Here is a 26,292-nt window from a genome sequence, read left to right on the forward strand (position 1 = left end):
TAAGTTACATGACCAATTATACAGACCTGCTAAACCACATGCACCAAAATATAGGCTATTCCTTTGACAACCTGAAAGAGGATAGCTTGTGGCACGACGGCGGCAACGCCCCCAACAAGGGCAAATGCCGTTACATCGTTATCCAGCACGTTAAAGGCGTGATTGTCCGTTACCACGATCACCGCCAAGGTGAGAGTTACCACACATGGAAATCATGGGGTACTGACAACACGCGCCTTTCCCCCGAAGAATACGCACGCAAAAAAGCCGAAATTGACGCACACAACGCACGGCAACAGGAAGCTGCGGCATTGGCAAGGGCGCAACGTATCGCCCAACAGCGGCAAACGTGGGCAACCTCACAGCCTGCTAATCCCGAACATCCGTATTTACTCAGAAAGCAGGTAGGCGCGTTCGGTATCCGCCAATCTGGCAACGCATTACTTATCCCCATTCGTGACGTATCCGGGCAACTGCAAGCCCTGCAATACATCTACCCAGTGAAGCGCGAAATGGCAGACGGCGGGCTATCCGATAAGCAGATATTCGGCAGCAAGCGCGGCAACTTCCACCACATCGGCAAGCCTGAAACCCCAACGGATACGGTTTACATCTGCGAAGGTTACGCAACCGGCGCAACGCTGCGCCAGATCACCGGGCAATGTGTCGTTATTGCGTTCGACGCGGGCAACCTTGAACCCGTTGGGATGGCAATACGCACACGCTACCCACACGCTGATTTAGTGTTTGCTGCTGACAATGACTTAGGCGTGACGGCTGGCAAAATCGAAAACCCCGGCGTTCATTTTGCGAAACAAGCCGCTATTGCCTGCAATGGCTATCTACTCACCCCGAAAACCAGCGTTAAAGCCGACTTTAACGACCTGATGACCAGCGAGGCGGCATAACATGATTAACGCGAAAATCTTGCAAATGGCAACTATCGAAAAACCCGCGTATCAGTGGGATGCACCCGAACCACTCACACAACAAAGTCATGCAGCACCGTACCCGATGGATGCACTACCGGGCATTATCGGCGGCGCAATTCGTGAGGTGGTGGAAATCGTTAAATGCCCGCCTGCACTCGCTGCAAACTCTGCTTTGTCTGTGCTGGCGACAGCTTGCCAAGGTGTTGCAAACATCAAGCCAAACCCACGACTAAAGAAGCCGTCGCCCCTCAGTTTGATTATGGTCACGATTGGAGATCCCAACGAACGCAAAAGCGCGGCTGATGACTTCTTTTCGGAGGAGATCGGCGAATGGTGCGACACCAAAACGCAAGACCTTGAACCCGACCTAAAAGCATACAAGGCTGAATTTGCAAGCTGGAACGCTCAAAAGCGCGGATTAGAGAAAGCCATTGAAAGCGCGGCATCCAAGGGCGACCCGGCAAGCCTGCAAAAGATGCAAGAGGCACAAGAAAAACTTGTATGGCTAGAGCAAAACGAACCCGCCAAGGTTTACACGCCAAAAATGACCACTAAGGACGCAACACCCGAAGGCATAGCTAAGCACTGCATGAATAAATGGCCTAGCTTGTGCAATATGGCGGCTGAAGCGGGCGCTGTGTTTGGCGGGCATGGTATGGCAAAGGATAAAGCTATGCGCAACTTTTCCCGCATTAATGAAATGTGGGAAGCGGGCAAGATCGAAGTAACCCGCAGTAACGAAGAGGATAGCTTTACCCTTACTGGTGCGCGGTTTTCAATGGGGCTTGCCATTCAACCCGATCTTATCCGGGAGTTTTTCGAGACGAACGGAAGGGGGGCGACGGGTTCGGGCTTCTTTGGACGTTGGCTATTGTCATTCCCTGAAACAACGCAAGGCACACGCATGGAAGACGTTGAAACGCTACTGACTGAATCCGAAACGCCAAACATTGAAAAATTCCGCAAGCAACTACATGAAATACTTGAACAGCAATACACCAACGGGAAAGGCGGTAAATTTGACAATTTGCCAACGCTTCCGTTATCGCGGGAAGCCCTAGAAATATGGGTAAAGTATCTTAATTCGGTGGAAAGTGCGTTAGGTGCTGGATGCGATTTTGAAGGGGAAGGGAAGATTGCGGGCAAGAACCCCAACAGCGCGGCGCGATTAGCTGGCTTGTTCCATTTGTTTAATGGTGGGCATGTTCTGGATGCAATCAGCGGCGAAACCATGAAAGCAGCTTGCAGGCTGGCAAGCTGGCACTTGTACGAAGCGCACCGATTCTTCGGTGAAATCGCGTTACCCAAAGATGACCTCGAAGCGGTCAAGCTGGATGCATGGCTAATTGCTGAATGCAAAGCGACTGGAAGCAATGCAGTGGGCAAAACCAGCACATTGCAGCGCGTAACCCCTGCAAGTTTGCGCAAGGTTGACAAGCTGAATAAGGCACTTGGTCACATGGAGCGTGCAAACCGTATCCGCCAAACGAAAGAAGGCAAAACGGCAATCATTGAAGTTAACCCGGCATTGCTGGAAGGTGGCAAATAATGGCACTGAAAGACTGGCTTAACCCCGATTACGACCCGCTTGCTACTGAAAAACCTGCTATTTGTGCAAAAAGTAATCTAAAAATAGCAGGAATAGCAAGACTAGCACCAGAAATAGCAAACCCTGCTATTATGCAAATCACTGATTCTAAAGGTGAATTATCTAGGAATAGCAGAAATAGCAGAAATAGCAATAGCAACGCGCCAGAATTGAAAAAGCAGGGCATAGAGAAGCTGGCAGTAGCGGCGCAAGGTCTACCCGTCACACTGGCAGAACTCGAAGCATTCTTTGCACATGACCTGCAAGAATTTGGGAATGGTGGCGTAACAATGGCGGGCATTGTGCAGGCGGTTCGCTGGTATGCATTCACTCACATGCAGAGGTCTGCTTACTGGTGGGGGCGAGACAAGCCTAAGAATGTTGTAGCAATGGATGAGTACCGACGATCTATCAGATAACCCAACGAATGAGCCGCACTTGATGCGGCTTTTTTGCGTCTTCCATAAAACCGAATGCCTACACCCCTATAAAAAGGGTATACCCATGTTAGAGATTCAAACACCCTTCAAAAACCATCTAAATAGGGTTGTTTTTGTAGTTTTTAGAGGGTATTCTAACAACATCTAAATGCTATTTAGAACATTTAGGAACATTTACATACATCAGGCAACAAAACAGGGGAATGAACATGGCACTGGTAGGATATGCACGGGTTAGCACACTTGACCAAGACAGCACCACACAGATTGAACGACTGACAGCGGCGGGATGCACCAAGATATTCAGCGAGAAAAAAAGCGGTACTTCTCAAAAGGGCAGAACGGCGCTTGATGAATGCTTAGGCTGGATTCGTGAAGGCGACACACTGGTATTCACCAAGTTAGACCGTTTGGCGCGTTCCCAGCGCGATCTACACAACATGGTTCACGAACTTGAGGAGAAAGGCGTATCCATAATGGCACTTGACCAAGCAATTGATACCCGCACAGCAGCGGGCAAGGCGTTTCTTGGGATGCTGGCAGTATTCGCCGAATTTGAAACCAACATCCGCAAAGAGCGGCAACTTGAAGGAATCGCTAAGGCGAAAAAGGAAGGCGCATACACTGGACGCAAGCCAACGGCGCAAGCAAAACGTGCTGAAGTTGAAACATTACTTAGTCAGGGAATGAGTAAACCGAAGATTGCTGAAGCATTGGGGATATCGGTAGCAAGCGTTTACAACGTGCTGAAAGCCGCATAGATACAACAAGTTTTAACCACTTAGACCAAAGGCCGCACAAGTTGCGGCTTTTCTGGTGGTGACTCTATGGTGACTCGCTATTTCTAGCGTGTGAATACTCTCTCGCAAGTCTTTGAATTTATTGGCGCACCCGGCTGGAATCGAACCAGCGACCCTCGGCTTCGGAGGCCGATACTCTATCCCCTGAGCTACGGGTGCATTGTGAAAGCGCATCATACCCAACCCTTGTCTCTGAGTCTATTGCCACTTTAAAGTGCGGGAAAGTGCATTTTTTAGTATGATTCAGGTCAAGTTTTATCGACCAACACATAGCGAATATTAGTATTTGTGAATATAATCTGCGGGTTTACGGTTTTCTAATGCTTAGATTCACAGATTGTCGGGCAGCTACCGCCCAGTCTACAGGAGGATAAAGTGGCTCACTCTACACACAAAGACCCTATGGCCAAGCCAGTACTGATTGGTGGTCTTGCCTTGATCGGTACGACGATTTTTGTACTGGTTTCCAACTTGTTCAGCACAATTGACAGGAACTCGACCAAAGGCGCTGAAGATACCTCGATGGCGGCAGCGGCTGCTGACATCAACCTTGCCCCGATCGGTTCTGTGGTTACTGTCGATAAGTCCATCGTCAAGGAAGCACGTTCTGGTGAAGCAGTTTACAATGCGGTTTGTACCTCTTGTCATGCTGCGGGCGTGTTGGGTGCTCCGAAGCTTGATGATAAAGGCGCATGGGAACCACGGGTAGCGCAAACCCTGAAAGTATTGCTGGATCATGCGACCAATGGTATCCGTTCCATGCCTGCTCGTGGGGGTGATCCTACGATTACGGATGAAGAACTGGTCAACACTATCGTGTACATGACAGGTAAAGCCGGTTTTGATTTGTCGGCTGACGCGAAAGGGCAGGTTCCGGGAAGTGCCGCTCCAGCCGCTGCTGAACAAGCTGCTGCCCCTGCTGAGCAAGCTGCACCAGTCGCCGAACAAGCTGCTGCCCCGGCAGAAGCGCCTGCTGCTGAGCAAGCTGCCGTAGCCCCTGCTGAACAAGCCGCTGCTCCGGTCGCTGCTGCTGCCATTGATGGTGAGAAAATCTACAAAGGTATTTGTTTCTCTTGCCACGATGTGGGTATTGCTGGTTCCCCGAAACTGGGCGACAAAGCCGCTTGGGCTCCACGTATCGCTACAGGTAATGACGCGATGTACCACAACGCGATCAACGGCAAAAATGTCATGCCTGCCAAAGGCGGCAACCCAGCGTTGTCTGACGATGAAGTCAAGGCTGCTGTCGATTTCATGGTGGGTAAATCCCAGTAATGTCGTCATGGCATAACAGTTAAAGAAAGGCGCAATTTGCGCCTTTCTTTTTTGCGGCGCACCCAAATCCGGGTAGTATGCCCACATGAAAACACCTGACACCCAATACGCCTACACTTGGCAAGAATTGTTCCAGCAAATGCTACGGCATCGCCGCGAATTGGTGATCGCCAACCTTGTCGCCCTGTTTGCGGTACTGATCAGTGTGCCGATCCCGCTCTTGATTCCGCTGCTGGTGGATGAAGTCCTGCTCCACAAGCCCGGCTGGTTGGTAGCGAGGATGAATGAGCTGTTCCCCACTGAATGGCATGGGCCAGTGTTATACATCACCTTCATCACGGTGCTAACGGTCATCATGCGCTTGGCGGGCTTGCTTGCCGGGGTATGGCAAAACCGCGAATTCACCCTGATCAGCAAGGAACTCACCTACAGCATTCGCCGTCGCTTGCTGGGGCATATCGAAACCGTGGCGATGACCGAATACGAAACCCTCGGCAGTGGCACGGTCAGCTCGCGGCTGGTGGTGGATGTGGAAACCATCGACAACTTCCTCGGCATCAGTATCAGCAAATTCATTGTGGCGGTGCTCTCCCTGATCGGCGTGACGGCCATCTTGTTATGGCTGCACTGGCAACTGGCCTTGTTCATCTTGCTGCTCAACCCGCTGGTGATTTTGCTGACCACCAAGCTCGGCGGTTACGTCAAGGATCTGAAAAAGCAGGAAAACAGCGCGTTTGAACTGTTCCAGCAAGCCCTCACCGAAACGCTCGACACCATCCAGCAAATTCGCGCCAGCAACCGCGCCAGCAGTTTCTTCGGGCGAGTGACCACCCATGCGCAGGAGGTGAAACAGCATGCCGGGCAATTCGCGTGGCGCAGCGATGCAGCCAGCCGCTTGTCGTTTACCGTCTTCATCGCCGGGTTTGACCTGTTCCGCGCTGGCAGCATGTTGATGGTAGTCTTTTCCGACCTGAGCATTGGCGAAATGTTCGCGGTATTCAGCTACCTGTGGTTCATGATGGGGCCGGTGCAAGAAGTGCTGGCGATCCAATACGGCTGGTTTGGCGCACGAGCAGCCTTGCAGCGCATTAATACCCTGCTGGCGATGCAGCCCGAGCCACATTACCCCCATCTCCACGACCCGTTTGCAGGCAAAACCACGGTCAGCGTGCGGGCGGAACACATTACCTTTGCCTACGGTGACAAGCCGCCGGTCTTGCGTGATGTGAACCTCACCATCAAGGCGGGGCAGAAAATTGCACTGGTGGGAGCCAGCGGCGGCGGCAAATCCACCTTCGTGCAAGTGCTGTTAGGGCTGTACCAGCCTCAGCAAGGGCAACTCTATTTTGATGATGTGCCCGTGACAGAAATAGGGCTGGATGTGGTGCGTGAACACGTCGCCACGGTATTGCAACAACCGGCGCTGTTCAACGACACGGTACGCGCCAACCTGACACTGGGGCGCGATGCCAGCGACGCGGAGTTGTGGGAAGCGTTACGCATTGCGCAACTCGACGACACCATTCGCGAACAGGCGCAAGGTCTGGAGACGATCGTCGGGCGGCAAGGAATGCGGCTTTCCGGCGGGCAACGCCAGCGGCTGGCGATTGCGCGGATGATTTTATCGAACCCCAGCGTGGTGATTCTGGATGAGGCGACGTCGGCGCTGGATACGGCAACGGAGCAAAAGCTACACGCTGCCATGAGTGAATTCTTAGCGGGACGCACTACCCTGATCGTGGCACACCGCTTGAGTGCGGTGCGCCAGGCTGATCACATTTTCGTGTTTGAAGACGGCGGTATCAGTGAGCAGGGGAGTCATCAGCAATTACTGGCGCAGGATGGTCTGTACCGGAAGCTGTACGGATAGGCGTATTTTTCGGCTTGAAATGATGAATATATTCATCAATAATGGCTTAAATCCACTTTTTGATGAATATATCCATCATGTTAGAAGCCATCGGTGAAACCATCCGCTCCGCCCGCCAAGCGCGGGGCTGGAGCCAGCAACAGCTTGCCGACCTGTGTCATCTTGACCGTACCACCATCGGTGCACTTGAGCGCAATGCTTACAACGATATTGGTATCCGCAAGGTAGATCGGGTGCTCATGGTGCTGGGCAAAGTCCTTACCACCCAGGATGCGGGCTTGCCAACGCTGGATGAGTTGAAGGTGCAGTATGGCGGCGGTTGATGTGTACACCGGGCATCACCGCCCCTCACCCGCCGGACGCTTGAGTGCCAGCCAACAGCAATACCATTTCAGCTACCGCCACGATGCGCCCGAAGCCTTGTCGCTGACTATGCCACTCCGTCACGAAAGCTACAGCCACGCACAATTGCACCCCATCTTCCAGATGAACCTGCCCGAAGGTGCATTGCGTGAAGCCTTGGAGCGCATGACTGCTAAACAATACGGCAGTGACGATTTGACCTTGCTGACCATTCTCGGTACACATCAAATCGGGCGCATGGCTTACGCACTGGCAGACCAGCCGCTGCCCACTCCCGGTGATAAACCGCTGGGGCTGGATGATTTGTTGCATAGCCACGATGCCAATCTGTTTGGCGAATTGCTGCAACGTTATGCCCAACAATCCGGGGTTGCGGGCGTGCAGCCCAAAATCTTGCTCGACCTGCAAGGGCATCTGACTTTTCCGCTGGAACATTACATCGTCAAGAGCTGGGGGGCGGATTACCCGCATCTGGGTTGTAACGAATACTTGTGCATGAGCATTGCTAAAGATGCCGGGTTGAGCGTGCCAGTTTTCCACCTCAGCGACAATGCCAAGCTGTTGATCAGCCAGCGCTTTGACATTGATAGCAACGGCGAAGCCTTGGGCTTTGAAGATTTTTGCGTGCTGCAAGCCAAAGGCACGAAGCAAAAGTACGACAGTTCGCTGGAAAGCTGCGCCAACACCATCCGCCAATTCGTTTCCACCGAACATCAGGCGCAAGCTTTGGCGGATTGGTACAAACTCAGCTACCTCAATGTCAGGATCAGGAACGGCGATGCCCACCTGAAAAATCTGGGGGTGTTGTACCGCGATTTGCACGCTTTTCGGCGTGGCGAAGTGCCAAGCGTCACGCGCACGCTTGCGCCGGTATTTGATTTGGTTAGCACCGTTCCCTACCTGCCACACGACACGATGGCCTTGACGCTGACTGGCTCAAAGCGTTGGCCTAAGCGCAAGGTGTTACAGGCATTTGCCAAGCAGCATTGCCAGCTTGCTGCGCAACAAATTGGCGAAATTGAGGCGGCGGTGGAGTGGGCTATCGGGCAAAATTTGCCACTGTTGGAGCAGTTGCAGCAGCAATATGCGGGGTTTGCGCCGATTGGGGAAGGTTTGCATACTTTGTTGCTAACGCCGTTGCCGTAATGCTTGGATATTGGTAGAACCCGCTAGCCGGAAGCGCCCCGGCAATTGCTTAGGAGCGTGTACGAAACAACTTCCCAAAGAGGGCGTATGCAATACGCCCCTACAGCGGATGGTCTTATTTGTCTTGCAGTATTGTGACGTGGATTACACATAGAACGTTTTGTGTCGTGCTAAACTCTTAAGCAATCATTTCCTTGGGCTTATTGGGAAACATCATGATCTCACCTTTCTTTGGGCAAGCTGACAAAACAGCTAGAAAATACCATTGGTTGAACTTCCATCCTGCTTCGGAAGCGCAGGGGGTGCGCGACTGGTTCACTGAGAGCATGAAACAGTTCCGTGAACAGCATCAGGTTTACCCATTGGTGTTGCAAGGTGAAATCGGGATTGGCAGGCGTTATCTATTGGAAGCAGCACATTTCAGGCAGACACGCGATGGCTTGCCCGTGGTGGTGTTCCATTGGGATATGGAGTTGCGGGATGCCCCCAATCGGGAAGCACAACTTGAACACATGCAGGCAAAGCTAGAAAATTTTGAGCAACAGCTTGAGGTGAACAACGCTTCATTGTGGGCAAAGCTGAAACAGTTGGGCGAGGTAGTGGAGGCCAAGCTACCCCTTAACGTTGGGCAAGCGGAAATATCGCTAGATTTAAACAAGCTCATGGCATGGTTGTTTTTGCCGGGTAGCGAGGAAAGCAAGGAAGAGGAAGGAGCGGATGCTTTCAAGCAGATGGAGGCGCGTTTCCGACAGTTACTACGCGATAGCCACCTCATTCTGCACGTGCGTAATGCCGAATTACTGGATCAGGGCTTGCTGGAAAAGCTGTGGCATACCGTGAAATGGCTGAATGATGCAGCCGCCGCCGAAACGGGTTTCATGGGCTTGGCCTTCTCGTTTACGTCTGCTTATCCGTTACGGGAATTGCTGGGGGCGCGGGAGCGTTATGCGCTGGTGTCTGTACTGCCGTTGTCATCGCAGCGGGTGCTACGGGCTTTGCGTGAAACTTATGGTGATGACATCGCCAGCCATGCGGTTGTGGAATGGCTGTTGACACATACGGCGCTGCACAGCGGGGTGGTGGATGCTGAACACTTGGGTAAATTGCTCGACACGTTGATGGATGAGGGCTTGCTGGGGCAAGTGGATGATCAATGGATGTTTGCTTCCACGGATGATCTGGCAGCGTGGCGCTCGGTCGTGGGTAAGAATATCGAAGCGCTCTGGTTGTCACGCTGGGAACGTGTACCCGCCAAGCTGCAAGCCAAGTTACGGGCGTTATTCGGGCTGGCGGCATTGGGGGGTGAATGGATTCCTGTCGATGTGCTGTTGGATTATCTGGAAATCGACAACAAAGATGAGCGGGATGATCTGGTTGATGTGCTGGATGATGTGTACGTCAACACCAGCCCCGCGCTGTTGCAATGCATGGATTGGCGTTTTGTCGGGATGAGTGGGCAAGGGCTGGTATACCGTTTTCACAGCCCGTTGTTACCTGCGCTGATTGCCGACCCTGCCACGCGCAAGGACTTGGCGCAGAAACTGTTGGTCTGGTTGCAACAGCGCTGGCCTGCGCCGAGCCGTAATCAGGCTGCTTACCTGTTGCGGCTGGCAAACCACGCTGATCGTGCCGTTGCCCAAGCCTTGCGCGAACGCCTGGCATGGCAAGTCGAAGCCGAATTCGCGGCAGAGTTGCAGGCGCATGTGCTGGATAAGCTGGAAAGCGGCGAGTTGTCGCTTGCCACACTCAGTCGAATTATGCGGAAGCATCACTTGGTGTGGCCTATGCCGCGCCGCCGCGCCATTTGCCGGGCGTGGTTCAGCTTTTACCAGCGTAGTTTGCGGGATGTGCCCGCTCAGGCGAACTATGTGGGTGGGGACTGGGATGCACTGTGGCAGGTGGCGGATGACTCGCCAATCCCTGCTACGGCTGAAGGCTTAAGTCTGTGTTTTTTTTATGGAACGGTACAGGAAGATGCTGGAGAGTATGGCAAAGCGGAACAGCTTGTCCAGTTGGGATTAAGTCTATGCAAAAAACATAAAAATCTGGATATGGAGGCTAGCTTTCATTCCATTCTGGCAACTATTGAGCATACAAGGGGTGATTTGGCTTCAGCGGAGAAACGTTTGCGTGACTTTGCTGTGCCAATGTTTCGGCAGGTCGGAAATACTCGCTCAGTAGCTGTTGCTTATGGGCGAATCGCGGACATCCTGCAAGCGCGAGGTCAACTGGACGAGGCGCTCAACATTCGTCAGACAGAGCAGCTCCCCGTCTATGAGAAGCTCGGCGATGTGCGCTCCAAAGCGGTGACGATGGGGAAGATCGCGGACATCCTGCAAGCGCGAGGTCAACTGGACGAGGCGCTCAACATTCGGCAGACAGAGGAGCTCCCCGTGTATGAGAAGCTCGGCGATGTGCGCTCCAAAGCGGTGACGATGGGAAAGATCGCGGACATCCTGCAAGCGCGAGGTCAACTGGACGAGGCGCTCAACATTCGGCAGACAGAGCAGCTCCCCGTCTATGAGAAGCTCGGCGATGTGCGCTCGAAAGCGGTGACGGAACGTAAGATTGCCGACATTCTTATTGCTCGTGGTCAATTGGATGAGGGGTTGAAGGTTTTACAGGAACGCTGCATTCCTCCAATGGAAAAAATTGGAGCGATTCAAGATGTTGCTGTGTTTCAAGGAATTATTGCGGACATCCTGCAAGCGCGAGGTCAACTGGACGAGGCGCTCAACACGCTGAATGAAACGCTCCCCGTCTATGAGAAGCTCGGCGCTGTGCGCGAAAAAGCGGTGACGATGGGAAAGATCGCGGACATCCTGCAAGCGCGAGGTCAACTGGACGAGGCGCTCAACACGCTGAATGAAACGCTCCCCGTCTATGAGAAGCTCGGCGCTGTGCGCGAAAAAGCGGTGACGATGGGAAAGATCGCGGACATCCTGCAAGCGCGAGGTCAACTGGACGAGGCGCTCAACACGCTGAATGAAACGCTCCCCGTCTATGAGAAGCTCGGCGCTGTGCGCGAAAAAGCGGTGACGATGGGAAAGATCGCGGACATCCTGCAAGCGCGAGGTCAACTGGACGAGGCGCTCAACACGCTGAATGAAACGCTCCCCGTCTATGAGAAGCTCGGCGATGTGCACTCGCTGCTGGTTGGTCGTGCCAAACTTGCCATGCTGCTGTGGCAAATGGATGCAGCAGTTAACGCAGCCCGTGTGCAAGAATTACTGTGCTTGGCACTGAGCGATGCCCGCCGCCTGCGAATCCCCGAAGCCGGAATCATCGAAAACATCCTCTCGCAAAGGGGCTTGTCTTGCGACAAGTAAATCCCCCTCAATCCCCCTTTTGCAAAGGGGGAAGCCAGAATATACCGCGCCCTCTTGCTCCCCTCCTTTGCAAAAGGAGGGGTTGGGGGAGGATTTTCCCCCTTTTGCTCCCTTCACCCCTTGCGGGGGAAGCAACTGTCTTGATGTTATGTCAAGCATGTTGTTTCCCTTGTGGGTTCCAAGGTTGATTATCCCTGACCATTGCATTCAGGATGGTCAGGATTTTTCTCATGCAGGCAGTGAGTGCAACCTTCTTGGGTTTGCCTGCCTGAACAAGTTTTTCATAAAATTTCTTGATGGTATTGTTACTCCTTGATGCTACTAACGCCACCATATACAGCAAACTCCTTACTTCAGCCCGTCCACCCCAGATAGCACGTTTTCCGCGCATCGTGCCACTGTCACGGTTGAAGGGCGCGAGACCTGCCAAGGCCGCTATTTCTTTCCGGTCGAGCGTCCCCAGTTCCGGTAGGGAGGCTAGCAAGGTGAAACTGGCAATACGTCCCACACCTTTGAAACTCTTCAGCAGGTCTTCCTTCGCTTTCCATACGGGGCTGGCCTGCACGAATTGCCCCAAGTCTTTGTCCACATCGTCAATGTGCTGCTTGAGCCATTCAAGGTGCTGTTCGATATTCCCACGGACGCTACCTTGTGCCATAAACCAACGGTTTTGTTCGGCAACTCGTATCTCCACCAACTGACGGCGACGTGCCAGCAATTGGCTAAAAAGTTGCTGCTCAGCATCTTTCAAAGGACGGACTTCGGGGCGGATACGTTCTCCGAATAAGGCCAGTAATCGCGCATCCACTTTGTCCGTCTTGGCGAGTTGCCCCATTGCTTTAGCAAAATCCCGTGCTTGCCGGGGATTCACTACGGCAACGGGTAAGCCAGCTTCCATCAAGGCACAGGCAATGGGCGTTTCCAATCCACCTGTCGCTTCCATGACAATCAGGCTGGCATTCCAAAGCAACAACTTTTCGACCAATCCGGTTATTCCGGTGCTGGTGTTATCTGCTTGCCATGCTTCGCCAGAAGGCAAACCATGAACATCCAGATGTGCTTTGGAAACATCAATGCCGATAAATGTTTCTTGGGTTTGTTCCATGTTCCTGTACTCCCATCCTAGCCGATGATGCGGGTTGTTCCCTGGCAACTGTTCGGGTTCTTCAAGAATTGGATGTGGCGACCCAAGCTTCCCCACGGGGTTCACCCAAAGGGCTGGCGGCCTGCCACATCCTGAAAACTCCTTGTTTAGTACATCCGGGATGATTCTTCCCAGATACTAGGGCTGGGGATGGGGGGAACGGTTCGGAGTAAGGATCTTTGCCTGAATGCAACACTTGATCTCAGTTGGCAAATACAAGAATAATTTAATTTATTCCGATCCCCACATCACACTAATCGGCACTGCCCACATCCCCACTCCAAACGGCACAACATGCTCCCCCGTATACAACACCACTCCAACAAACCGCCTGCTCTTCGCCATATGGTCACGAAACCAATACAGGTGTTTGAAACTATCTTTGCTAACGGCTGACCCCGCCTTGATTTCAATACCCAGCAAATCACCGTCTTCGTTTTCGACGTTGACTACTCCCCACGGCTAAAGCCGGGGGATTCCTAATTCACCGAGAACAGGACGACGACACCGAAATGCCATCGCCACTAACATTCTCTCCAAAGGCTAACACCGCCAGCCCGGCGGCTAAAATGTTACGTGCTGCATTCACGTCACGGTCGTGGGTTGTGCCGCATTCGGGGCACTCCCACGATCGCACGTCCAGCGGCATGTTTTCTTTCACGAACCCACAGCAGGAACAGCGTTTAGTGGACGGGAAGAATCTCCCTATCTCAACGTATGTCCTCCCGTACCAGCCAGCTTTGTACGCAAGCTGGCGAGTGAACTCACCCCAACTTGCATCCGCAATGTGCTTGGCTAACGTTGGGTTCTTAATCATGTTCTTCACGGCGAGGTTTTCAGCACAAACCACTTGGTTCTCGTTAATCAGTTTGCGGGACAACTTGTGCAAGTTGTCCGAACGGTCATCGGAAATTTTCGCGTGAACACGGGCGACCTTGCGTTTAGCTTTCAACCGGTTCTTGCTGCCGAGTGTCTTCTTGGCAAGACGGCGTTGGTACTTCGCGAGTTTAGCCGCGTGTTGTGCGGTGTGGCGGGGATTACCGGATTTAAAACCGTCAGAGGTAACGAACAAATCCTTGATGCCCACGTCAATGCCTGCCTTTTTATCGGTGACGGGCAACAGCGTGGGTTCAAATTCACACAAGCAAGACACAAAATAGCGTCCGGCCTGATCTTTGGAAACAGTAACCGTGGTGGGGTCAGCCGGAAGTGCCTGACTCCACTTGATATTCAGCGGTTTATCGCACTTCGCCAGTTTCAATTCACCGTCACGGTAGCTGAACGCGCGGTACGTGAATTCAGCCGATTGGCGGTGCTTTTTAGATTTGAAGACAGGGTATTTTGCCCGACCTTCAAAGAAGTTTTTGAACGCCGTTTGCTGATTCCTCAAGCATTGTTGCAGCGGAACACTGGAAACGTCGTTCAGGAAAGTAGCTTCAGGCAGTTTTTTGATGGCAGTCAGTTGGGAACTCGCTTTCGTGTACCCAACTTTTTCCTGAGCCTGATAGTAGGCATCCGTGCGGTAACGCAAGATGCTGTTGTAAACGTAGCGCACACAACCGAACGTCTGAGCCAGCAACGTTTCTTGTTGTGGGTCTGGGTAGAATCGGAATTGGTAGGCGCGTTTAGTTTTTATTATTCACAAAATATCGTATATTTCGTGAAGAGTCAACAACCGAAGATAGCAAACCAAACGGAGGAGCGAGAAGAGGGTCGGCTGTCGCCGACGCGCTATCCCTCCCCATGCCTAAAGGCAGGGGTATCTCGCGCACGACTGATGAGTGAGATCCTGAGTGTTTTAGCTGTTATAACATAAATCCCCGCGATTTTAACAATAGACTACCCGCTATTTGTAAATTAGCATTCCCGCGATTTTAGCACTAGATGGCTTGATCGTTGGTTGCCCGTGGTTTTAATATCCTTTACCGCATTGAAACCTTCAATACCAAATTCAGGAAGACCTGCCCTGCTGGCGATTCTTCCCCAGAACATCGCTTGCAGGGCAAGCTACTACAGCAGGCCGGGGAATGGCTGGAACAGGTGGGATGCGGCTGTTTTTGACGGATTATCATTTGGAGATGACGCGGTTGATGCTGGCAGACGTAGGGCGTATTGCATACGCCCTCTTTCTCTTCAAGACCACATCGAAGCCGCCGCCAAATTGATCAACGCAACCGGCTACCATCGCCGCGCCCCCAAACTCGCCGAACTCCAAGCCCGTCTCAGCCAACCCAACAAATAGCATTCCCCACGCCCCAAAATGGGGCATATAATAGCTGGAGAACCAGTCACGCGAGAACAACCATGTCAGCCGAAGCCATCCTCTCCGCCAGCCCTTACCTCCAGCACCAGCTCGCTCGCCACCCCAACTGGCAAGCCCTGTGCGCCACCAGCCAGCCTTACTGCGACGGCGAACTTTTCCAGACAATCGCCGCTGAAATCCGCGACATCCCCGACCACACCACCCTGCTGCATGTTGTTCGCAACATCCGCCACCGCGAAAGCGTGCGCATCGCTTGGCGCGACCTCAGCGGGATGGCAGAACTGGCTGAAACCCTGCGCACCACCTCCGACCTTGCTGATGGCTTGGTGGATGCCGTGCTCCACTGGTGTTACGCCGAACTCAGCGCCAAACACGGCATACCCCGCAGCCGCGACGGCGCACCGCAGCAACTGGTGATTCTCGGCATGGGCAAGCTGGGCGGGCGCGAACTCAACTTTTCCTCTGACATTGACCTGATTTTTGCCTTCCCGGAAAAGGGCGATACCGACGGCAAACGCTCGCTCGACAACCAGACATTTTTCACCCGCGTCGGGCAACGCCTGATCGGGGTATTGGGGCAAACCACCGCTGACGGCATTGCTTACCGCGTCGACATGCGTTTGCGCCCCTTCGGCGAAGTCGGCGCACTCGCGCTATCGTTCGACGGGATGGAGCATTACTACGAAACCCACGGGCGCGAATGGGAACGCTACGCCCTGATCAAGGCGCGGGTGATCGCAGGCGACCAAGCCAGCGGCGCGGAACTGATGGCACGTTTGCGCCCCTTCGTTTACCGCCGCTACCTCGATTACGGCGCAGTCGAACAATTGCGCGACATGAAAGCGATGATCAACCGCGAAGCCGAACGCCGTGGCAAGTATCAGGATGTGAAACTCGGCACAGGTGGCATCCGCGAAATCGAATTCACCGCGCAAGTGTTCCAGCTCATGCGCGGGGGGCCTGTGCCCGAACTGCGCCAGCGCAACCTGCTGCTGACGCTGGCAGCCTTGCTGGCACAACAACTGCTGAGTGAGGAAGAATATGAGGTGTTGCACCTTGCCTACCATTTCCTGCGGCGCACCGAAAACCGCCTGCAAATGTGGCATGACGAACAAACTCATTCCCTGCCCGACAAGTCGGAGCAGCAGGCCAGCCTTGCTGCGAGCATGGGCTTTGCCGATTGGGAGCGTTTCCGCACCGAACTCAATCGCCATCAGCAAGGTGTGAGCCATATTTTCCAGCGGGTGTTTGCCCTCGAAACAGAGGCGTCGCGCCCGATGCCGGAACACCCCGCGATTCAGGCTTTGCTGGATAGCCGTTTGTACGCATCCCTCACCGATACCGGGCGCAGCCGCCTGAAGCGCTTGCTGCCTGCGTTGCTGGATGTGTGCAATGCCACCGCGACCCCGCAAGACACGCTGGAACGTTGCCTGCGGGTGGTGAGCAAGATTGCGCCACGTTCCGGCTATATTGCGATGCTGGCGGATAACCCCGGCGCACTCGACCAGTTTGTGCGGCTGGTCAGCGACAGCTTGTGGATTACCAGCGAGTTGACCTTGCACCCGATTCTGCTCGATCAGATGCTCGACCCGCACCAGCTTTACGCCCCGCTCAACCGGGAGGAACTCGGGGCAGCTTTGCGGCTGGAACTGGGGCGCATTGACGCCAACGATACCGAACAGGTGATGGAACGCTTACGTCAGTTCAAGCAGGCGCAAGTATTACGCACCGCAGCGGCCGACATCACTGGGGTGTTGCCACTGATGAAGGTGTCCGACCAGCTCACTTGGGTTGCCGAAGCAGTGTTGGAAGAAACCCAGCGTCATGTGTGGGAGACGATGACCGCGCAAGTAGGTGTGCCGTGTTACCAGCTAGAAGGTTTAACCCATCAGGCCGGTTTTGCCATTATCGGCTACGGCAAACTGGGTGGTTTGGAACTGGGTTATGGTTCGGATCTCGACATTATTTTCCTGCACGACAGCCAAGGACAGGCGCAGCAAACCAACGGCAACAAAGTGCTGGAAAATGCGGTGTTCTACGCGCGTTTTGCGCAAAAGATTATCCATACCCTGACCACCTTCACCCCGGCAGGGCGTTTGTATGAAACCGATACGCGCTTGCGCCCCAGTGGTGCTTCCGGCTTGCTGGTCAGTAGCCTGAATGCCTTCCGCACCTATCAGCAGGAAAAAGCGTGGGTGTGGGAACATCAGGCGTTGTTGCGTGCCCGTGTGGTGACGGGTTCGGCAAGCTTACGGGCGCAATTTGAGCAGGTACGCCACGCTGTGCTGTGCCAACCGCGTGACAAGGCTGCCTTACGCAAGGAAGTCAGCACCATGCGCCAGAAAATGTGGGAAAGCGTCGGTAGTAAGGATGCCAGCGTGTTCAACCTGAAAAAAGACCCTGGCGGCATTACCGACATCGAATTCATCGTGCAATTCCTGATCCTTGCCCATGCGCACGAACACCCGCAACTGGTGCGTTGGAGTGACAATATCCGCCAACTGAAATCCCTGCATCAGGCAGGCATCTTGCCGGAAGTGCAGGCGGAAGCCTTGGCCGATGCTTACCGCAGCTTGCGTGATCGCCTGCATGAACTGGCCTTGCAGGAACAGGGGGCGACGGTAGAGGCGGGGCAGTTTGCACGGGAACGGGCAGTGGTGCAGGCGGCTTGGAAAGAGTGGATGTTGCAGGTGTAGGTGTTATTCATACTGCTCAATCGTTGTGCCATCGTCCCGGTCGACTTGCACCTGTTCCAGCACACGACCACGCAGGATGGCTCGTCCGTGCCGCCGTTCAATCCCGCGCTTGCTGTATTCAAAGCCGTAAATGCGCCGCCAGACCAGATGCCCCTGACGGTTGCGGGCAGGCTTCATGCTTTCCAGCGCCACGGTTTGATCCAATAACTGCACGTCAATCTCGCGGCAGGCACGTATGGCAGCCGCGACCGCCCGTTCTTTGGCATTCATTGAGTCGATCCAGAACCAAAAACCCAAGCCAAGTAACCCCAGTAAAAGCAGATTTTCCATTATTGTCCTTGAAAATAGTAGAATGTACCCATTATTACGGAAATCCGCTAACCGACACAAAGTAAAGAGCGCACATGGACATACCTCAAATCACACAAAAACCCACCACCATTACCTTTATTGGTGCTGGCAATATGGCTCGCAGCCTGATTGTTGGCCTGTTACAAGACAAGGCGAACGTCGTCTTGCGCGTGGCTGACCCTGATCAGCAACAACTCGATGCTATCCGCAAGCACTGGCCGGATGTGCTGACCACGACTGATAATCTCGAAGCCATGCAAGGCGCGGATGTGGTAGTGCTAGCGGTCAAGCCGCAAATCATGCGTGCCGTGACCGAAACGCTGGCTGAAGCGGCTCAACGCAGCCGCCCGTTGTTTATTTCCATCGCCGCCGGTATCCGCGAAGCAGCGCTGAACCGCTGGCTGGGCGGTAATCAGGCGATTGTGCGTTGTATGCCGAATACGCCCGCATTGGTGCAGGCCGGTGCAACGGGTCTTTACGCCAACCCGCAGGCGTCTGAAAAGCAGCGTAGCGTGGCGGAAAGCATCCTGCGTGCGGTCGGTATTACCTTGTGGTTTGACGATGAAATCAAGCTGGATGCAGTCACGGCGATTTCTGGCAGTGGCCCGGCCTATTTCTTTCTGGTGATGGAGGCGATGCAAACCGCCGCTGAACAATTGGGAATCCGTGCGGAAGACGCGCACTTGCTAATCATGCAAACCGCCTTGGGCGCTGCCAAACTGGCGCTGGAAAGTGGCGATATGCCAGCCGAACTGCGTCAGAAGGTCACCTCTAAAGGCGGTACGACCGAGGCAGCCCTCAAGGTGTTGACCGGTGGTGGTTTGCAGGACTTGTTCGTACAGGCTTTACAGGCGGCAGAAAGCCGTTCCCGAGAATTGGCAGCCGCCAACAGTTAATCATTACTCATCCATATTTATTGGGGATCGTTTTACATGGAAGCCTTACAGAATGTCGGCGTTTTTTTGGTGCAAACCTTATTCTCGCTTTATATCGGGGCGGTGCTGATCCGTTTCCTGTTGGCCTTGTCACGCGCTAATTTTTACAACCCGCTGTCACAATTTCTGGTCAAGATTACTAACCCGGTGTTGGTGCCGTTACGGCGTCTTATTCCGGCGATTGGCAAGCTGGATACGGCGGCGATTGTGTTGGCGCTGGGCTTGAAAGTTATTCAGGTTCTCCTGCTGGTGGCTTTACAGGGCAGTGATGCCAGTTTACCGGTGGTGTTGGTCTATGCGGTCGTGGATTTGTTGCGCACCGTTATCAATATTTACATCTTCGCGCTGATCATTCAGGCCGTGCTGAGTTGGGTGGGGAACAGTTATGGTAATCCGCTGGCGGATGTGTTGCATAGCCTGACGGATCCTTTGTTACGCCCGATCCGTAACGTGGTACCGACCATTGGTATGGTAGACCTGTCACCGATGGTGGCTATCCTGCTGTTGTATGTGGTGTTGATTGTGCTTCAGTCAATCGGCTTGTAAGACATGGCGGACTTTTACCGCTGGGAAAATGAGGTGTTGCACCTGTTTGTGCGGGTGCAGCCCAAAGCGAGTCGGGATGAGTTTGCTGAAGTGCAGGAAGATCGGATTCGTATCAGGATTACAGCCCCGCCCGTGGATGGCAAAGCTAACGCACACCTTGTGAAATTTGTGGCAAAAATGTGTGGTGTTGCCAAATCAAAGGTGCAGATCATCAACGGCGAAACCGGCAGAAATAAACATTTGTCTATCGAATGCCCGGCTTGCTTACCGGCAGGTATTGAGAAGGCAGGCTAAAGGAAACCTTGAGCCTGCCCAGCGAAACAGTTATCGCTTAATGGAGATTAACGGTAGCCACCGCCGCCGCCGAAACCGCCACGATCGCCACCACGGCCACCGCCACTGTTACCGCCACTGTTACCGCCGCCGAAACCGCCACGGCTACCACCACCGTCACGGCTACCGCCGCCACCGAAACCACCACGGCTACCGCCGCCGTCACGGCTGCCGCCACCGAAACCACCACGACCACCGCCGTCACGTGGACGATCTTCGCGTGGTTTTGCTTCGTTAACTTTGATGTTACGGCCTTGAACAGCTTGCTCGTTCAGACCTTGAATAGCTGCATTGCCTTCAGCACCGTCAGGCATGTCAACAAAACCGAAGCCCTTGGATTGCCCCGTCATTTTGTCTTTGATCATGCTAACGCTGGTTACTTCGCCATAAGCGGAGAACAGGTCGCGCAAGTCGTTTTCGGTAATTTTATAGGGCAGGTTGCCAACGTAAATATTCACTGTTTGTCATCTCATAAAAGCGTGTGCTGCTCGGGAATTTACGTTATAGATAATCAGTCACACCAAATTACCTGATAACGATCGACCACTGTGGTTCGATGGGTTATGCGCTGTGAAACCTGCAAGTCAAAACGTGGCAGCGGATGGCAAAACGCACGAAACTTTCAAGTATCAGGCAAGTCATTTGGAGTGTACCCCAGTTTTCTGTTGCTGGTAACAAAAATCGGATGATTGTTTGGTTAATTTTTTATGTCAGCCAAAGTCCCCGAAAGGTAGGCATTCAGGAAGCTGTCAAAATCCATTTCTTCGCTGTCTTCAATAGCTTGCTGGCGGATTAACGAGGTTGCCGCGAGTTGTTGAAATTCCTCTGCCAACGCCGGATCAAGCTCACGTTTCAAGAAATAATCACGGTGCTCGTCAGATTTTCGCTGGGCAAATTCAAAGAAACTTTCCTGCTTGGCGTGCATTTCTTCCAGCATCCGCGCTGACGGGGTAAGGTCGGGGTTGTAAGCAAGCTGGATCTGGCTATCCAGACAATCGGTGTAACAGTCTTCCCCGTGGACGGTGTTGAGCATTTCCGCCACTGGGCGCATGGCTTGCAGTAAGTCCCGTGCATGGTCACGCAGCAATACACTCTTGCCCAGACAGCTTAAGCGCACTTCTGGGTCACGTCCGCGATGCGCGGTGAGCATCTGATTGTGGTTGATGACCTCAAACTCTTCGGCAGAGACCAGCGGGCTTTCCTGTAACAGGCAAAAATGCATGAAGACTTCGAGGAAAAACAGTTGGCGGCGGGTTAACCCGGCGGGGTGGAAGGCGTTGACATCAATAGAGCGCAATTCCACGTAGGCAATGCCGCGTTTTTCCAGTGCATCGGTCGGCTTCTCGAAACCTTGCAAGGGCTGCTTGGGGCGTACCGTGCTGTAGTATTCGTTTTCAATTTGCAGGGTATTGGCGTTTAACTGGCGGTATTCGCCTGCGACCTTGACGCCAATTTCCCCGTAGATGGGGCAGGGCGTGGTAATGGCGCGGCGTAAACTGCTGATGTAAGTTTCCAGTGTGTTGTAACACACCTTGACGCCGGTTTTGTTTTCCTTGCTATTGGTGTAACCGATATTGCCCATCCGCAAGGAGGTGCCAAACGGCTCGTACAGGGTGTATTCGTTGAAAGCCTCCATGCCTTCTGGGGCGGGGCGATTGCCGAGGAAGCTTTTGCAAATTGCCGGGGAAGTGCCGAATAAGTAAATGATCAGCCAGCCGTAACGTTGCAGGTTACGCACCAGTGCCATGTATTGTGCATCGCGGAAGGGACGCAACTCACCTTGATCACCTTGCACTTGCTGCCAGGGTTGCCAGAAAGCCTCGTCGATGGAGTAGTTGAAGTGAATCCCGGCGATGACTTGCATCGCTTTGCCATAACGCCATGCCAGCCCTTCGCGATAAATATGCTTCATGCGCCCGGCGTTGGAGTTGCCGTACTCGGCAATGCGGATGTCGTCTTCACCCGCCAGCACGCAGGGCATACTGGTCGTCCACAGGCGTTCGTCATCCAGTTGCTGGTACACAAACGTTTCGATATTCAGCAAGAAATCCAGCGCTTGCGCCGCCCGTTCCTGCGGTGGGGTAATCAATTCAATCAGGGATTCGGCGTAATCGGTGGTGATCCACGGATGGGTCAGGGCAGAACCGAGTACTTTGGGGTGATCACGCTGGGAAAGACGGTTATCGGGGGTGACGCGCAGGCTTTCTTTTTCCAGCCCCGTGCGGGCATTGCGCAGGTAAGGGTACAGTTGATTGGTGTCAATCTCGCGCAGGCGTTGTTCCAGCAGATGGTACACGGGCAGGTTCCTGTTCAGGCCAAACGGGGATTACAGCATAGAACCACCATAATGCAAATTTCCCGTGACCGAATACCTGCTTCGGCACGGGAAAACATACTTTCCAGCGCATTGCTATTATAGTTAAGGCATCGCATACGGAAGCCAGTTTGATGATGAAACACCTGATATTGACCAGCCTGATCACGCTTGCCTTGAGTGCCAGCGCTTACGCAGCCCTCGATCTGGACGTACCCAGCATGAATCTTCCCGATCTCGGCGACCCTGCTAACAATACGCTGAGCAGTACTGAAGAGGCTGTCCTCGGCCTCAAGCTGATCCGCGAGTTGCGCGGCAGCGAGCCGGTGGTGGAAGACCCTGAACTTAGCGGCTGGTTACGCGCTTTGGGCAATCGTTTGGCAGCACACGCGCCCGGTGGTGGCAATTACTATTTCCTGATCGTCAAGAACGCTGAAATCAATGCCTACGCCATGCCGGGTGGGGTGGTGGTTATCCACTCGGGGTTAATTATCAATACCGATTCGGAAAGTGAGTTGGCGGCAGTGATCGCTCATGAAATTGCCCACGTTTCGCAGCGCCACATTGCGCGGATGATGGCCGGGGAAAAAGGTAATCCCTTGCTTACCGGGCTGGGTGTTCTCGCGGGTGCTGCCGCTGCCAGCAAAAGCCCGGAAGCTGCCCAGGCGATTATTACCGGCACTATTGCCACCCAGCTCCATCGTCAATTGAGCTTTAGCCGCCAGATGGAAACCGAAGCCGACCGCACCGGCTTGCGCATCCTTGCCGGGTCGGGGTTGAACCCGCAGGCCATGCCGCTGTTTATGGAAAAGCTGGATCGGCGCACCTCTGACCTGAATGGCGATATTACCGAGTATTTGCGTACCCACCCGCAAAGCATTGACCGCCTCAGTGATACCCGCGAACGCGCCAACCAGTTGGGCAAGCGCCCGGTGCGCGAGGATGGCGATTACCTGTATGCGCGGGAAAAACTGCGAGCCATGACTGCGCCCGGTTCCCCGCCCGCCACCAAAGGCAACCCGCAACTGACGCAATATGCCCAGGCCGTCAGCCAGTTGCGCCGTGGCAACGCCAAAGCGGTGTTGCAAGCCTTGGGCACACAATCGCGGGAGCTACCGGTTGCCTTGGCGATTGCTGAAGCCCTCAATATCTCGAAACGTTACGCAGATACTGAAGCCCTGTTGACCCCGCTGGCCAATGCTTACCCCGGTCAGGAGGATATTTTGGTGTTACTGGCGGAAGCATTGCTTGCCAACCAGCAGGCGGCAAAGGCTTGGCAACTCATGAACCGCACCCGCTTGACCGAACAAACCAGTCTGGAATTCCTTGAAGTTCGCCAGCGTGTCGCCGAACAGGCAGGGCAGCCAGTCGAAGCCTACCGTTCTGCTGCCGAGCGTAGCTTGCGGATGGGGGAATACAAGCACGCTCGTGCCATTCTTGAGCAAGCCTCGCGCTTGCCGGGTAGCCCGGCACAGACCAGCGCTCGTTTGCAAGCCATGGCGCGTGACATCGAACAGATGGAATCCCGGCAAAAGCAACTGGATAGGTTTTAGTTTGTCTGCTCATGCCAAATAAGAATATTATTATATTCTTATTTTAAGTAATTGGTTTCATTAAAGTTTTTTTGCGTGTTTTACCACAATCGGTTAAGCTCCAAGTCCGGCTATTGATATATCTCAAGTATTGTGGACATGAGGAGAGCAGCACTTTACTTCAATAGTGATATGTTATTTTGATCATAATGGTTCTGTTAGAGAGGAGGTAGTTATGCGGGAACTTTTTCGCATTTTAGTTATGTCAACAGCGGTTTCCGTGTTGGCTCTGGGGGCAGGATTCTCGTCTGCGTATGCAGCGGATGATGCAAAAGAAGCCAAAAAAGAAGTAACCGGTAAGGACTTGGCCTTTGACCGTGCCATAGGTAACTGTCTGGCATGTCACATGATCGCGGGCGGCGAGCTGCCGGGTAATATTGGCCCGCCATTGATTGCGATGGCTGCCCGTTTCCCGGACAAAGCCAAGCTGAAAGCGCAAATCTATGATTCCCGTGTTGCTAACCCCAATACCATCATGATTCCGTTCGGCCCGATGGGTATCCTGAACGATGAGCAGCTTGATAAGGTCGTTGACTTCATTTCAACCCTGTAACTTATTAAATAATATTCACTGAATTCTTGGAGAGAGGAATTTATGAAACGTAGAACATTTTTGCAGGGCACACTTGCCGCCAGTGCGGCTGGTCTTGCGGTCAGCGCTGGCCTGTTGACACCGGGTATGGTTATGGCAGAAGGCGGCGGTGCATTCGATGCCAAGTCGATGGAAGATGCGCTGAAAATCATGGCACTCACCCCGGAAGATTCCGGTGACATCAAAATCAAAGCCCCTGAAATTGCTGAAAACGGCGCAGTTGTACCTGTGACCGTCACTTCAGGTGTCGCGGGTACAACCGAAATCAGCATTCTGGTTGACGGCAACCCAACGCCACTGGCAGCGACTTTTATCCTGCCAGAAGGCACGTCCCCTGAAGTTTCCACCCGTATCAAAATGGGTAAAACAGCCAACGTGGTCGCGATCGCCAAAGCAGGCGATAAAGCCTACACCGCGAAGCAGGAAGTTAAGGTCACCATCGGCGGCTGCGGCGGCTAATTCAGAGGAGCAAACACATGTCTAGCATTAAACTCAAAGCGGCTGCCAAAGACGGCGCGGTCGAAGTCAAAGCCCTGATGACCCACCCGATGGAAACCGGGCAGCGCAAGGATAAAAAAACCGGGGAAATGGTTCCGGCGCATTTCATCAAGGAAATCATTGTCACGGCGGGCGATAAAACCATCCTGACGGCTAACTGGGGCGGCTCTGTCTCCAAAAACCCTTACCTCGCGTTCAGCTACGCAGGCAAGGCAGGCGACAAAATCAAACTGGCGTGGACAGACAACAAAGGCGAGACAGATTCCGCCGAAACTGATGTTGCCTAACGGGAGGAGGTTCCTATGAAACAAGCATTTACCGCAGCAGCCGTTGCCTTGGCTTTGACATTTTCTGCGTTTGGTACAGTGCAAGCTGGCCCGGCAGAAGACTTGACAGCCTATCAGGATTATTTCAAAACAAACTTCAAAGATGTGCCTTTTGAAGATTTCAAAGACGGTGCTTATGCCCTGGATGCAGGCTTGAAAGAGCAGTGGCAGTCCATGGAAGAGTTCCCACCCTATGACCCCGATATTGATGCGGGCAAGGAGATGTGGGAAAAACCGTTCAAAGATGGTAAAACCTATGCTGATTGCATGGGTGATATTAAGGCGATTCGTAGCAAATACCCAGCCTATGATGCAGAAAAAGACACCATCGTTACCGTAGAAGGTGCGCTGGATGCTTGCAAGAAAGCGGGTGATGGTGAAGGTTTCGTCGACAAAAAAGGCAAGCCGTTACTGAATAAAGGTGATATTGCCCAGTTGATGGCTTACATCGCGATGGAAGATCGTGGCGGCAAAATTGCTGTGCCTACACCCGAAGGCAAAGCGGTTGACTGGTATGAAAAAGGCCAAAACTACTACTACGCCAAACGTGGTCAGTTGAATATGTCTTGTGCCGATTGCCATACCAACAACGCGGGTAAATATATCCGTGCCGATCTGCTTAGCCCTTCTTTGGGGCATGTTACCCATTGGCCGGTATACCGCTCTGCTTGGGGCGAGACCCGCACCTTGCATGACCGTTTCATGGGCTGCAATACCATGGTACGTGCCGCGAGTCTCAAACCACAAAGTGACGAGTATAAGGCACTGGAATACTTCCTGACTTATATGTCCAACGGCCTAGAATGGAACGGCCCTGGCTCACGTAAGTAACACACTTGTGTTCGATCTGACAATCGACAAGACCCGGCCTCGTGCCGGGTTTTTTTTAAAATTTTTTCAAAAAAACGGAATATTTTCAGGGCGGATTGCGTCTTATCACCTGAATGTTGGTAACACAT

The 26,292-nt window shown here is 53.4% G+C and carries 24 protein-coding genes and 1 tRNA gene; 18 read left to right on the forward strand and 7 right to left on the reverse strand.

Annotation, left to right across the window (positions count from 1 at the left end):
- The first annotated feature begins 8 nt into the window (after positions 1-8).
- From J9253_RS15495 to J9253_RS15510, 4 genes are all read left to right on the forward strand, one after another.
- Positions 9-908, forward strand: a complete 900-nt coding sequence (locus tag J9253_RS15495; protein WP_210221810.1) for a toprim domain-containing protein — start codon at positions 9-11, stop codon at positions 906-908.
- Position 909: 1 nt separating this feature from the next.
- Positions 910-2,481, forward strand: coding sequence for a YfjI family protein (locus J9253_RS15500; RefSeq protein ID WP_210221811.1), 1,572 nt, complete (start codon positions 910-912; stop codon positions 2,479-2,481).
- On the forward strand, positions 2,481-2,939 hold the full coding sequence (locus J9253_RS15505; RefSeq protein WP_210221812.1) for a hypothetical protein: 459 nt from the start codon (positions 2,481-2,483) through the stop codon (positions 2,937-2,939). Before J9253_RS15500 ends, J9253_RS15505 begins: the two co-directional genes overlap by 1 nt.
- Positions 2,940-3,169: 230 nt before the next feature.
- Positions 3,170-3,721, forward strand: a complete 552-nt coding sequence (locus tag J9253_RS15510) for a recombinase family protein (protein WP_210221813.1) — start codon at positions 3,170-3,172, stop codon at positions 3,719-3,721.
- A 122-nt stretch (positions 3,722-3,843) separates the two neighbouring features.
- On the opposite strand, the gene J9253_RS15515 is transcribed toward J9253_RS15510, so the two are convergent.
- Positions 3,844-3,919, reverse strand: a tRNA-Arg gene (locus J9253_RS15515).
- A 216-nt stretch (positions 3,920-4,135) separates the two neighbouring features.
- On the opposite strand from J9253_RS15515, the gene J9253_RS15520 reads away from it, so the two are divergent.
- The 5 genes from J9253_RS15520 to J9253_RS15540 all read left to right on the forward strand — a co-directional run bounded on the left by J9253_RS15520 (position 4,136) and on the right by J9253_RS15540 (position 11,743).
- Positions 4,136-5,035: a c-type cytochrome gene (locus J9253_RS15520; protein WP_228291400.1), complete on the forward strand. Its 900-nt coding sequence runs from the start codon at positions 4,136-4,138 to the stop codon at positions 5,033-5,035.
- A gap of 85 nt (positions 5,036-5,120) precedes the next feature.
- A complete protein-coding gene (locus J9253_RS15525) occupies positions 5,121-6,905 on the forward strand; it encodes an ABC transporter ATP-binding protein (RefSeq protein WP_210221814.1) in 1,785 nt (594 codons plus the stop codon).
- 77 nt (positions 6,906-6,982) lie between these two features.
- Positions 6,983-7,228: a helix-turn-helix transcriptional regulator gene (locus tag J9253_RS15530; protein ID WP_038140858.1), complete on the forward strand. Its 246-nt coding sequence runs from the start codon at positions 6,983-6,985 to the stop codon at positions 7,226-7,228.
- Positions 7,215-8,414: a type II toxin-antitoxin system HipA family toxin gene (locus J9253_RS15535; RefSeq protein WP_210221815.1), complete on the forward strand. Its 1,200-nt coding sequence runs from the start codon at positions 7,215-7,217 to the stop codon at positions 8,412-8,414. The genes J9253_RS15530 and J9253_RS15535 overlap by 14 nt, the downstream gene beginning before the upstream one ends.
- 215 nt (positions 8,415-8,629) lie before the next feature.
- Complete coding sequence (locus tag J9253_RS15540; RefSeq protein WP_210221816.1) at positions 8,630-11,743, forward strand: tetratricopeptide repeat protein; 3,114 nt, start codon at positions 8,630-8,632, stop codon at positions 11,741-11,743.
- A 151-nt stretch (positions 11,744-11,894) separates the two neighbouring features.
- Here the strand turns inward: J9253_RS15540 and J9253_RS15545 are convergent, their stop codons facing one another.
- The 3 genes from J9253_RS15545 to J9253_RS15555 all read right to left on the reverse strand — a co-directional run bounded on the left by J9253_RS15545 (position 11,895) and on the right by J9253_RS15555 (position 15,132).
- Positions 11,895-12,848 carry an IS110 family RNA-guided transposase gene (locus J9253_RS15545; protein WP_210221817.1) on the reverse strand — a complete coding sequence of 318 codons (954 nt, stop codon included), beginning with the start codon at positions 12,846-12,848 and terminating at the stop codon, positions 11,895-11,897.
- A 523-nt stretch (positions 12,849-13,371) separates the two neighbouring features.
- The gene (locus tag J9253_RS15550; protein ID WP_407701797.1) at positions 13,372-14,526 is read right to left on the reverse strand and encodes an RNA-guided endonuclease InsQ/TnpB family protein; all 1,155 of its coding nucleotides are present in this window, start codon (positions 14,524-14,526) and stop codon (positions 13,372-13,374) included.
- A gap of 429 nt (positions 14,527-14,955) precedes the next feature.
- Positions 14,956-15,132: a hypothetical protein gene (locus J9253_RS15555; protein ID WP_210221818.1), complete on the reverse strand. Its 177-nt coding sequence runs from the start codon at positions 15,130-15,132 to the stop codon at positions 14,956-14,958.
- Between J9253_RS15555 and glnE the strand changes: the two genes are divergently transcribed.
- A complete protein-coding gene (glnE, locus tag J9253_RS15560; RefSeq protein WP_228291590.1) occupies positions 15,126-17,846 on the forward strand; it encodes a bifunctional [glutamate--ammonia ligase]-adenylyl-L-tyrosine phosphorylase/[glutamate--ammonia-ligase] adenylyltransferase in 2,721 nt (906 codons plus the stop codon). The two genes, J9253_RS15555 and glnE, sit on opposite strands and share 7 nt — an antisense overlap.
- Positions 17,847-17,849: 3 nt before the next feature.
- On the opposite strand, the gene J9253_RS15565 is transcribed toward glnE, so the two are convergent.
- Entirely contained in the window at positions 17,850-18,176 is a 327-nt protein-coding gene (locus tag J9253_RS15565) for a DUF3301 domain-containing protein (RefSeq protein WP_210221820.1), read from the reverse strand.
- A 74-nt stretch (positions 18,177-18,250) separates the two neighbouring features.
- Here J9253_RS15565 and proC point away from each other — a divergent pair, with 74 nt between their 5' ends.
- From proC to J9253_RS15580, 3 genes are read left to right on the forward strand one after another with little or no spacing between them, the layout of a single operon-like run.
- On the forward strand, positions 18,251-19,093 hold the full coding sequence (proC, locus tag J9253_RS15570) for a pyrroline-5-carboxylate reductase (protein ID WP_210221821.1): 843 nt from the start codon (positions 18,251-18,253) through the stop codon (positions 19,091-19,093).
- A 36-nt stretch (positions 19,094-19,129) separates the two neighbouring features.
- Complete coding sequence (locus tag J9253_RS15575; RefSeq protein WP_210221822.1) at positions 19,130-19,678, forward strand: YggT family protein; 549 nt, start codon at positions 19,130-19,132, stop codon at positions 19,676-19,678.
- A gap of 3 nt (positions 19,679-19,681) precedes the next feature.
- Positions 19,682-19,972: a DUF167 family protein gene (locus tag J9253_RS15580; RefSeq protein WP_210221823.1), complete on the forward strand. Its 291-nt coding sequence runs from the start codon at positions 19,682-19,684 to the stop codon at positions 19,970-19,972.
- Between the two features lie 47 nt (positions 19,973-20,019).
- Here J9253_RS15580 and J9253_RS15585 read toward each other — a convergent pair whose 3' ends face one another.
- Both J9253_RS15585 and gshA read right to left on the reverse strand, forming a co-directional pair.
- Complete coding sequence (locus J9253_RS15585; RefSeq protein WP_210221824.1) at positions 20,020-20,469, reverse strand: RNA recognition motif domain-containing protein; 450 nt, start codon at positions 20,467-20,469, stop codon at positions 20,020-20,022.
- 239 nt (positions 20,470-20,708) lie between these two features.
- Positions 20,709-22,307 carry a glutamate--cysteine ligase gene (gene gshA, locus J9253_RS15590; RefSeq protein ID WP_210221825.1) on the reverse strand — a complete coding sequence of 533 codons (1,599 nt, stop codon included), beginning with the start codon at positions 22,305-22,307 and terminating at the stop codon, positions 20,709-20,711.
- Between the two features lie 152 nt (positions 22,308-22,459).
- On the opposite strand from gshA, the gene J9253_RS15595 reads away from it, so the two are divergent.
- The 5 genes from J9253_RS15595 to soxA all read left to right on the forward strand — a co-directional run bounded on the left by J9253_RS15595 (position 22,460) and on the right by soxA (position 26,164).
- Complete coding sequence (locus J9253_RS15595) at positions 22,460-23,878, forward strand: M48 family metalloprotease (protein WP_210221826.1); 1,419 nt, start codon at positions 22,460-22,462, stop codon at positions 23,876-23,878.
- A gap of 214 nt (positions 23,879-24,092) precedes the next feature.
- Positions 24,093-24,470 carry a sulfur oxidation c-type cytochrome SoxX gene (gene soxX / locus J9253_RS15600; protein ID WP_210221827.1) on the forward strand — a complete coding sequence of 126 codons (378 nt, stop codon included), beginning with the start codon at positions 24,093-24,095 and terminating at the stop codon, positions 24,468-24,470.
- Positions 24,471-24,512: 42 nt separating this feature from the next.
- The gene (gene soxY, locus J9253_RS15605; RefSeq protein ID WP_210221828.1) at positions 24,513-24,968 is read left to right on the forward strand and encodes a thiosulfate oxidation carrier protein SoxY; all 456 of its coding nucleotides are present in this window, start codon (positions 24,513-24,515) and stop codon (positions 24,966-24,968) included.
- Between the two features lie 17 nt (positions 24,969-24,985).
- Complete coding sequence (gene soxZ, locus J9253_RS15610; protein ID WP_210221829.1) at positions 24,986-25,294, forward strand: thiosulfate oxidation carrier complex protein SoxZ; 309 nt, start codon at positions 24,986-24,988, stop codon at positions 25,292-25,294.
- 15 nt (positions 25,295-25,309) lie between these two features.
- On the forward strand, positions 25,310-26,164 hold the full coding sequence (soxA, locus tag J9253_RS15615; protein ID WP_210221830.1) for a sulfur oxidation c-type cytochrome SoxA: 855 nt from the start codon (positions 25,310-25,312) through the stop codon (positions 26,162-26,164).
- The last annotated feature ends 128 nt before the right edge of the window (positions 26,165-26,292 follow it).

The organism is Thiothrix litoralis (assembly GCF_017901135.1).
Lineage (GTDB): Bacteria > Pseudomonadota > Gammaproteobacteria > Thiotrichales > Thiotrichaceae > Thiothrix > Thiothrix litoralis.